The sequence below is a fragment of the Acidocella aquatica genome (assembly GCF_030160635.1).
Classification (GTDB): Bacteria; Pseudomonadota; Alphaproteobacteria; order Acetobacterales; family Acetobacteraceae; genus Acidocella; species Acidocella aquatica.
Genome location: NZ_BSOS01000045.1, coordinates 1 through 8,208, shown reverse-complemented (window position 1 = coordinate 8,208; position 8,208 = coordinate 1). Strand labels below are relative to the sequence as shown.

General features: G+C 59.2%; 7 protein-coding genes. All 7 read left to right on the top strand.

The features are described 5' to 3' along the window. Positions 1–82: 82 nt before the first annotated feature. The 7 genes from QQJ84_RS08440 to QQJ84_RS08410 all read left to right on the top strand — a co-directional run bounded on the left by QQJ84_RS08440 (position 83) and on the right by QQJ84_RS08410 (position 8,142). The gene (locus tag QQJ84_RS08440; protein WP_284257699.1) at positions 83–805 is read left to right on the top strand and encodes a TetR/AcrR family transcriptional regulator; all 723 of its coding nucleotides are present in this window, start codon (positions 83–85) and stop codon (positions 803–805) included. Between the two features lie 15 nt (positions 806–820). Next, entirely contained in the window at positions 821–1,738 is a 918-nt protein-coding gene (locus tag QQJ84_RS08435) for an oxygenase MpaB family protein (RefSeq protein ID WP_284257697.1), read from the top strand. Between the two features lie 178 nt (positions 1,739–1,916). Beyond that, a complete protein-coding gene (locus QQJ84_RS08430) occupies positions 1,917–3,644 on the top strand; it encodes an N-acyl-D-amino-acid deacylase family protein (RefSeq protein ID WP_284257696.1) in 1,728 nt (575 codons plus the stop codon). Positions 3,645–3,836: 192 nt separating this feature from the next. Beyond that, positions 3,837–5,090, top strand: a complete 1,254-nt coding sequence (locus tag QQJ84_RS08425) for a cytochrome P450 (RefSeq protein WP_284257695.1) — start codon at positions 3,837–3,839, stop codon at positions 5,088–5,090. 74 nt (positions 5,091–5,164) lie between these two features. After that, a complete protein-coding gene (locus QQJ84_RS08420; protein ID WP_284257694.1) occupies positions 5,165–5,626 on the top strand; it encodes a VOC family protein in 462 nt (153 codons plus the stop codon). A gap of 6 nt (positions 5,627–5,632) precedes the next feature. After that, entirely contained in the window at positions 5,633–6,382 is a 750-nt protein-coding gene (locus tag QQJ84_RS08415) for an SDR family NAD(P)-dependent oxidoreductase (protein ID WP_284257693.1), read from the top strand. Between the two features lie 44 nt (positions 6,383–6,426). After that, the gene (locus QQJ84_RS08410) at positions 6,427–8,142 is read left to right on the top strand and encodes an N-acyl-D-amino-acid deacylase family protein (protein ID WP_284257692.1); all 1,716 of its coding nucleotides are present in this window, start codon (positions 6,427–6,429) and stop codon (positions 8,140–8,142) included. The last annotated feature ends 66 nt before the right edge of the window (positions 8,143–8,208 follow it).

Here is an 8,208-nt window from a genome sequence, read left to right as displayed (position 1 = left end):
CCGCAGGCTTTGATCCTCGGATCCATCGGATTGGGGCCATATCAACAAATAACGCTATAAGAGCCACTAAGGAAGTTCTATCATGGCAATTATACCTGTTCCAGGGCGAGTTTCATTGAAAAATAGGGCAGTGATAAATTTACTATACACGACGTATTTTTATTGCACACTGTGTCCGACGGTGTATAATGCGCAAATGAGACATCCTGGCGCGTTAAAAAATTCGGGAACATTGCGTGAGGCGCAGCGGGCTTTGACGCGCTCACGGATTGTGGAGGCGGCACGTGAGGTGTTTTTCCTGCGTGGCTATCGGAACGCAACGATGGAGGAGATCGCCGAGGCGGCCGGAGCATCACGCTCCACCCTTTACGCGAACTTCAAGGACAAGGATGTAATCCTTGCGGAAGTCGCGGACAGCTATATGCTGGCCCTTTGTGAAGTCGCGGAACGTTTGCCTGGCCCCGATCCAACGCGCGTCGAGATTGATGTCTGGCTTCGCGAAATTGCGGCCTTCATTGCCCGCGATCGAACGCCTTCAGTACTGCTCTCAGGCCTCGCGAGCGCGGAAGACGCGCCGCCGGTCATTCACCATATCGGCGAGAAACTGATTGAGACCTTGGCGGTGCGCTTGCCACCATTCCGATTGGCCTTGGCGGAAAGCCTCGCGAGAGCCTGGGCGACAGTCATCCTGCGCGAAATCGGCTGGGCATGTCAGCAGTTTTCGCGCAGCGGCGTCGGGGGCCCGGGGCCAAACCTGCTGATCGTCGCCGGCGATCTGCTCGAACGTTTTATCCAAGAAAAATAAACTTCAGGTGTGGCCATGAAACAAGCACAGAGGCTGTGGTTAGGTACGTCAAACCCTTATATCCGCCTGCGAAAAATCGAAAGTCTGGATCTGGAGACCGAGTATCGCCAGATCACGCAGCTGTTTTACGGTGATTTTCAGTCGGCAATGTTCATGAAGTTCGTGCACGGCTTCCTGTTTACCTACTCGGCGCCCCGCGTCGCGACGATTCTTAGTAACACGGGCGAGCTGCTGGATAAGCGTATCACCAAGCGGATCGTGGACACCACGTTACTTGCCTCCGCCACCATGCTGCATGGGTTTAAGGAGCCCGAAGGCCGTGACGCGGCACGGCGCGTCAATGCGATGCATAGCCGCTACGACATTCATCCCGATGATTTTGTCGCCGTCGGGGCAGAGGAGGCAATTGGTTCTCTTGATCTCGCCCATCGGTTTGGCTGGCGGAAAGTCACCGACAAGGAGGAGGAGGCCGTCAGGATGTATTACAGTCATCAGGCGCGGGCCTTCGGCTCACCCCTGCCCCTGCCCCCTTCGGTACCGGAAATGCGCGCTTTTTTTTCGCACTTTCTCGATACCGAACTGCTGTACCAACCGGAAAACGAGCGTCTGGCGAATGCGTTGCTGGATTGGTTCGCGGCCCGAGTTCCGTCGCCTTTGCGAAGCGTGTTCCGCACTCTGTTGATCGCCGATCTGGATCCGCGTGTCGCGCGCGCTTGCGGGCTTCGCCAACCGCCAAAGCTGGCCAAACGCGCGATGGAAATTCTTCTGCGGCGGATGGCGCGCAAGGATCCTGTGCCGGATGGCACGGCCAGTAACCTCGATGAGATGGTGCGAAGCGTTTACCCCAATGGCTGGAAATACGACGACCTTGGCACCCATGGCGCGCCCAAACAGGGCCAAACCCCAGGCGGCGATCTGGCAGCCAATATTTAACTGCAGATAAGCCTTTGCCGTGAGAGACGCCGGGTTGGTCCGACATTCCAATCCTTGCGTCGTTATGAGCGAATTTGCAGTTCTGGAGGGCCAATGCTGAGCTTGTTTGAGGGTATGAACCGGCACCATAAATGGCGTCCATCGCAACGTCCTCAAGAAAATTATCGGAGCAGGCTTCATGGCCAGATACGACCTTGTCATCAAAAACGGCACCATCATCGATGGCCTGCAAACGCCCCGCTATCGCGCCGATGTCGCAGTCAAAGACGGTATCATCGTTGAGATAGGCGGAAACATCGCCGCGGATCTCGCGGAGACGGTCATCGACGCTGCGGGCAAAATCGTGGCACCCGGCGTCGTCGATCTGCACACGCATTATGACAGCCAGATTTTCTGGGATCCCTGGTGCACGATGTCCGGCTGGCACGGCGTCACCAGTGTGGTGATCGGCAATTGCGGCTTTGGTTTTGCGCCCTGCAAACCCGAGGATCGTGAGCGGGCGATGCTCTCTCTGGTCCGCAATGAAGCGGTGCCATTGGAGACCATGCGCCAGGGCATGCCCTGGGATTGGGTGACGTTCAGGGAATATTTGGAGAGCGTCGAGCATACGCCGAAAGGCGTGAACGTGATGTCTTTCGTGCCGCTGGCGCCCATTTATGGCTACGTCATCGGTATCGACGAGGCAAAAAAACGCCAGGCGACGGAGGCAGAGCTGCAGGCGATGTGCGACCTCGTGGTCGAAGGGATGGAAGTGGGCGGCTGCGGCATCAGCGTCCAGATCATGGGCGACGAGGGCAATGTCCAGCTCGACTATGACGGCACGCCGATGGTCACCGATCTTATCAGCAAGCGAGACCTAACGGCTTTTGCGCGCGCCATGGGGAGTACCGGCCGCGGTATTTCGCAGATGACGGGCGAGCTTGAAAACGCCGCTCTGATGGCGCGGGAAAGTGGCCGGCCGGCGATCTGGAACGCGCTCATGGCTGAAGGCGCACTTAATCAACATGGCGGCGTCAAGATATCGCCTAAAACGGCCCTTGGCCGGTTGAAGGAGCTCAACGAGGTCGAAGGCGTGCGGGTATATGCGCAGGCGCAGACGGTAAATTTCGCTTCGCAGTTCACCCTGGAAGAGTACAACCTTGCCGATGGCGTGCCGTGTTGGAAAGAGGCGCTTATCGGCACGGTTCCCGAAAAGCTCGTTAAACTTTCGGATCCTGAGCGGCGGCGGGCGATGAAAGACATGCATGAGCTGCGGGGTGGTCTTTTCGCATCAGGCTATGTGCTTGAAGCGATCAAGGTCGCCTGGCTGCCGCTCGACATCCCGAATGGCCTGCAACTACAGGAGAAATATGAGGGCTTTACCATCGGCGAGATCGCCCGGCGGGAAAACAAACACCCAATTGACGTGTTCCTCGACATCTCGGTCTGGGGCGAGTTGAAGAGTGGCTTTGAGACTGAAATGATCATGACGCCGCCGGAAAATATGCAGGAGATCATCAAAGCGCCCACAGGGCTGCCAGGTATCAGCGATGGCGGCGCGCATACGAAGTTTGTTACGACAGGCCGTTTCCCGACAGACCTGCTCGGTTTATGGTCACGCGATCATGACCTGCTATCGCTCGAAGAAGCGCATTGGCGCCTGTCCGCCTATCCGGCGCGCGCCGCGGGGCTCAAGGGCCGTGGTTATATCGCCGAGGGCATGGCGGCCGACATCATCATCTATGATTTGGAGACCCTCGGCGCTATGCCGCAGGAAAGGCTTTGGGATTACCCTGCGGGCGAGTGGCGCCTGGTTCAAAAAGCGAAAGGCTATAATTATATCATCGTCAATGGCGTGGTCACGTTCATGGATGGTGAATGCACGGGCGCCACACCGGGCAAACTGCTCCGGCACGGCGGCATGTAGGCGCTGTGCTGGCCCTCTGACCGGTTGCGCGCGCACCCTCAATTTGCGCAAATTGCCGCCGCGGCCGGGTCCTGCTATCTCCTTGACCAGCGTGTCTTGGCATCGCGGCACCGGCGGCGCGCTGCGGCCGGCAGCCCCTGAACGCCGCCGATTGAGCTTGTGGTCGAAGTAAAAACCTAAGGAGGAAAGCGCGTGGATACGCCGGTCATTGAAACATTGAGTGCCAAGGTTCCAACGCCGTCTCACGTTCCGCCGGAAGCGGTTTTTGATTTCGACATGTACCTCGATCCCGCCCTGCTCGAAGACCCTCATGCGCGCGTCAGGGATTTGTTGAACACCGCGCCCCCGGTTTTTTGGACGCCGCGCAACGGCGGGCATTGGGTGGTCATCGGGCATCAGGAAAACTACCTGGTCTCAAGGGATACCGAGACCTTTTCCAGCTCGGCGCCGGCTGCTTACGCGGCGGCGATGCTGGCACAGCTGCCGCCCGATCAGGGACATATTCCGCTGCCGACGCCGATCAACATGGATCCGCCGGAACACACGAAATACCGGTTGCCGTTGCAAAGCGCCTTCTCGCCGAAGGCGATGATGGCGCGCAAGGACGAAGTGCGCGCACTGGCCAATGAGTTGATCGACAAGGTGATCGCGCAAGGCCATTGCGACTTCATGCCGGATATTGCAGAGCCGCTGCCCGTGCAGGTGTTCTTGAAAATGATGGGCTTACCCCTCGAACGATCTGCTGAATTTCGTGGTTTGGTGCATGAATTCATGGCGCCGGTGGTGAGCCCGCTGGATATTCTGGGCCGCATGCGCAAGGTGGCGGACTCGATGAAGGCCGAGATCAACGACCGCCGCATCAACCCGAAAGACGACCTGCTCAGCCTGCTCTGGCGTTCCGAGATCGACGGCAAGCCGATGACGTTTGAGACCATGGAAGATTTCGGTGTCCTGTTATTCATTGCGGGGCTGGATACCGTTATCAACGGCATGGGATTTGGCGTGCGCCATCTGGCAAGCAATCCGGAACTTCAAAACAAATTGCGCGCCAACCCGAAGCTGATCCCGGAAGCCGCCGAGGAGTTGCTGCGGCGCTATACATTCACCGTGCCGTCCCGCCGGCTTGCCAAGGACGCGGAGTTCGCTGGTTGGACCATGAAGGAAGATGAACGATTGATGATCTTCCTGCCGGCCGCCGATCTTGATACCCGCGAGTTCCCGGATCCGGAAGTATTCGACCTGAACCGCGAGAATAAGGTGCATATTGCGTTTGGCGCCGGCCCGCATCGCTGCCTTGGCTCGCATCTCGCGCGCATCGAACTGCAGATCATCTATGAACAGATGCTGGCGCGCCTGCCGGAGTTTCGCCTCGACACGGCAAAGCCGATCAAGTTCCATGCCGGCAACATTATTGCAATCGACTCGCTGCCCATTCGCTGGGACTGACAGACGGGCGGCATTCGTCCTGCTCCGGGGCATGGCGAATTGCGCCCAGCGTCGCCGGATCACAAAGCCCTCTCATGCCCGAAGCCTTATTCCTGAAAGGTGAAGACGAAATGCAGCAATTGCCGGTCTCCGAGCCTGGTGAGCCGCGAATGAAGATCGGCTTTGTCAAACTGGTCGTGCGCGATCTCGCTGCGATGCAGGCATTCTACATGCAGGTTTTCGCGATGGTTCTGCACCGGGTTATCGAGGATGACGCATTTACCGAGGTCATCCTGAAATGGCCGGATGCGGGTGAGGCGAATGCCCGGCTGATTCTATTTTATCATAAGGACGGGCGCGATATTGTCGTGGGCACCGGTTACGGGCCTCTGGGTTTCTATGTACCGGAGCTTGATGCGATGATTGAGCATGCCCTATCCCTGGGCGCGGTCCTGATCCAGCCGGTGATCGAACTTCCGCTCTTTCGTATTGCCTTTGTAAACGACCCGGAGGGCCACGAGCTCGAGCTGCTCGAGCCTCAAACCGCAGGTCCTTGAAGCACAATGACCGTGTCATCATCGCCCTCCCCGCTGGCCGGACGGCGCATCCTGATCACCGGCGCCGGCAGCGGCATTGGCAAGGCAACAGCTCAGCTCTTTACGGCCCGAGCTGCCCGCGTCGCTCTGGTGGATAATAACCTGCAAGCCGTAACCGCCGTTGGCGACGAATTGAAAATGCCCATATTTGGCTGTGACGTTAGCAATCCCGATCAGGTCGAGCGCATGATCCCGGAGGCGGCCACCGCACTTCAGGGCATCGACGGTATCGTCAACGCGGCCGGCATCTTCATGGGCGGCGCGATCGAGGATCTACGCGTTCATGACTGGCACCGCGTGATGAACATCAATCTGCTCGGCCCGTTTTTAATATGCCGGCAGGCTTTGCCGGCCCTGCGCCAGGCCGCAAGCGCAACCATCGTCAATATCGGTTCGATCGCTGGATTGCAGCCGGCGCACGGCGTTGCGGCGTATGCGTCATCCAAGGCCGGTCTGTTCATGCTCAGTAAATGCATGGCCTTCGAGTTCGGACCGACGATCCGGGTCAATACGGTTTGCCCCGGCGCCATCGAGACGCCGATGATACAAAACGGCTTGACCGAGGATGCCCGCGCCCGCCTGCAGGCGGCAAACGCCAGCAAACGCCTGGGCCGCCCGGAAGAAATTGCAGAAGCGATCTTGTATTTAAGCAGCCCGGCATCCTCGTATGTTAATGGCGCCACGCTGGTCGTGGACGGCGGATATTCCTGGCGATAACCGGGAAATAACTCTGCAAACAACGGCTTTTTAGGAGATCATTGATGGACATTGTCATTCGAAACGGCGCGGTGTTCGACGGGCTTTCCACCGACTCCCAGCGGGCTGATATCGGCATTTCCAATGGCCGCATCATCAAGATCGGCGACGTCCCTGAGCGGGGCGCGGAGGAGATCGACGCCAGCGGCATGATCGTGACCCCCGGTTTCGTGGATATTCACACCCATTACGACGGCCAGGCCATCTGGTCGGAACGGCTCACGCCGTCATCGTCGAACGGCGTAACCACGGCGGTCATGGGCAATTGCGGCGTCGGTTTCGCGCCCTGCCGCAGCCAGGACAGAGAACTGCTGCTGGCGGTAACCGAAGGCGTTGAAGACATTCCCGAAGCGGTGATGACCGAGGGCATCAAATGGGAATGGGAGAGCTACCCGGAATATCTCGACGCCGTCGCAAGGCGCCCTCACGACATCGATGTCGCTTCGATGCTCCCGCACATGCCGCTGCGGGTCTACGCGATGGGCAAGCGCGGCGCCGACAGGGAGCCGGCAACCGCCGAAGACCTCGCGAAGATGTCGGCGCTGACCCGCGAAGCCGTCCTGGCCGGGGCGATCGGCGTCAGCACCTCCCAGCTCTTCACCCATCGAACCAGGGACGGCGAATTTGTGCCCACATTCGGCGTCGCGGAGCAGGAGCTGCATGTCATTGCTTCGGCATTGAAAGACGCCGGCGGCGGGGTCTGGCAGGCCTCTGCCATCGCCAATCCGGCAGCCGACAAGGCCGCGGAAGATTTGGAAATGTTCCAGCGGGTGGTTAAGACCGGCTGTGCCAGCGGCAGTTTCTCCCTTGGCCAGACGGACTGGCGGAACATGCTCGACCAGGTGGCGCAAATGAATGCGGCGGGCGCCGAAATCAAGGCGCAGGTCTACCCCCGGCGGTTCGGACTTTTCGTGAATTTCGATCTGACGATCCATCCGTTCTGCCTCAGCCCCGGATTCAGGGCGATCGCGCATCTGCCGATGGCGGATAAATTGGCCCGGCTGCGGGATCCCGCGTTCAAGGCGCAGCTGCTGGGAGAGGAGCTGGTGGATATCGGCCAGCCGTTCCATACCATCGGCCGTAATTTTGACCGCATGTATGTGTTTGCAGGCGACGCGCCGGATTATGAACCTACGGCGGATAAAAGCGTTTCCGCCATCGCCAAGGCCCGCGGCCTCGATCCATTATCCTTCGTTTATGACCTGTTGCTTGAAGATGACGGCCGGACGATGCTGTTCCTGCAATACACCAACTATGAGGACCGGTCGCTCGACTTCATGCCGGCAATGCTGCGCGATCCAAACAGCATTCTCGGGCTTGCCGATGCCGGAGCGCATTACGGCATGATCTGCGATGGCGCCTACCCGACGTTTTTGCTGACGTACTGGACGCGGGACCGGGAGCGGGAGCGGTTGGGGCTGGGAGAGGCGATCGCAATGCTCTCCGCACGGCCAGCCGCGGCGATGCGGCTCTATGACCGGGGGGTCCTGGCCGTGGGCTATAAGGCGGATATCAATGTGATCGATTACGACCGGCTCAGACTGGAGGGCCCCAAAGTGGTGCGCGACCTCCCCGCCGGGGGCAAGCGCATCGCCCAGGCCACACGCGGCTACGTCGCCACGATGGTCAGCGGGCAGATCATCCGGCGCAATGATGCGGATACCACAGCGCTGCCCGGGAGGTTGATCCGGGGTGCTCAGTCAGCCCCCCTCGCCGCCTAGCATTACAGTTGTGTTGGGGTGGACGGCCCAACGGCATCGAATGTGCCAATATAAGGTCGAACTACC